This window comes from Candidatus Hydrogenedentota bacterium (assembly GCA_018005585.1).
Classification (GTDB): Bacteria; Hydrogenedentota; Hydrogenedentia; order Hydrogenedentales; family JAGMZX01; genus JAGMZX01.
Map to the genome: position 1 here is coordinate 2,278 of JAGMZX010000265.1, position 1,660 is coordinate 3,937.

Annotated in this window: 1 protein-coding gene; it reads right to left on the reverse strand. The window is 66.6% G+C overall.

Annotation, left to right across the window (positions count from 1 at the left end; all coding sequences use genetic code 11):
• A partial coding sequence (locus KA184_23495; GenBank protein MBP8132555.1) for a CocE/NonD family hydrolase occupies positions 1-1,544 on the reverse strand: 1,544 nt, incomplete at its 3' end.
• Positions 1,545-1,660 lie beyond the last annotated feature (116 nt).

Here is a 1,660-nt window from a genome sequence, read left to right on the forward strand (position 1 = left end):
TTCGGGTTGACCTCGAAGCGGGGGTAATTGCTGCTCGAGATGTGCAGGCCGATGCGGTGGCCGGTGTTGAAAATCCAACTGGTGCTCCAGAGGTCGATGGAAACCTGGACGACCTGGTCCGGCCCGGTGAGCAGCGGCGCGGCGGTCTCGAGGCTGTCGCGGTGTTTCACGCGGACGACGCCGTCGAGGATATTGATCTCGCGTTCGTCGCCCTCGGGGCAGATATCGAGCAGTTTCGCCGTGAAATCGGTGTCGGGCGCATCGGTCGAGACGTAGAGCGTGACCGAGACGCGGCCCGTGGCCTCGAGCGGCGCTTCGAGCGGCGCGGTGGCGAAGAGGAGCAGGTCCGTGCGGCCTTCGCGGATGCGGCGCTGGTCAAAGGGCCCGAAGGGGATGAGCAGGTTCGGCCCGCCGAGGGTCGGGAACGGGTTCGCGGGGTCGAACGGGAACGTCAGCGATGCTTCGGACTGCGCTGGGGCGGCGGCGAGGCTGCCGTCGGGGTGCAGGTAGAACGGCGTTTGCGTGGTCTCGAATGGCGGCCACGTATCGGCCGTGCGCCATTCGTTGCCGGGCGCGCCGGGGCTCGAATCGTCGCCCATCGTGTAGTAGTGGACCTTCGGCCAGTTGTCCAGCGCATGCGCGTCGCCCTTGAGATAGCAGGCGAAGAACGCCTCGCGCAATTCGCTGATCTTCAGGTCGAAGCGGTTTCGATTGTAGTGATATTCGGAGTCCTTGTTGTCGGCGCCGTGGCCGGACCATTTCATGACGAGGTAGTTCTTGCCGCGCGCGCCTTCGCCGCCGTTCTGCTCGCGCGCGAGGAAGGCGTCGATCGTGCCCTGGTTGAAGATGTCGTACCAGCCGCCGACGAACAGGCCGGGCGCGGTGACGTCGCCCGCCTTCGGCACGACGTTGTAGAAGGTCCAGAACTCGTCGTAGGCCGGGTGGGCCTTGTATACCGCGATCAGGTGCGGCTGCTTGATCGCCTTGAGCCAGCCCTCGATGAGGCACTTGCGGAACACGCCGCCGTTGTACACCACGTCGTGGTACATGCTCGACGGCCCGACTTCGAGGAACTGGGCGCGCAGGTCCGCCGTGGCGGGCGCGAGCAGCATCTGCGTGATGGCCAGGGCCGAGCCGCCCTGCGTGCCGATCACGCCGTTGCACCACGGTTGCGCCTTGATCCAGGCGACGGTGTCCGCGCCGTCGGTGAGGCCGGGCCGCCAGCCGTCCGCGTTGAAGACATAGGCCTCGCCCTCGCTCTGGCCCATGCCGCGCACGTCCTGGATGACCATGGCGTAGCCGTCGTTCAGCGTTTCTTCGATATTGCCGCCGCCGCGCCCGTAAGTGCTGCGCATGAGGATGACCGGCCAGGGGCCTTCGCCCGCAGGCTTGTAGACGTCCGTGGCCAGTTTCGCGCCGTCGCTCATCGGCAGCATCAGGAACTCGGGCGTGTACGGCGTACACGCGGCGGGAACGGCGGTCAGGAAAAGAACCGGCAGCAAAGCGTAGGCGATTCGGACAAGGCGGTGTTCGCGGCGCATCATGAAACCCTCTCCAGCGGCTATTCGCGCGGCACGCGCATCGCTACCGCGCGCCTGCGAGCCTAGCGCGCCGGAACCGCGGCTGTCCAGTCCGGAAGGATACCGGGACCGGCGTTACA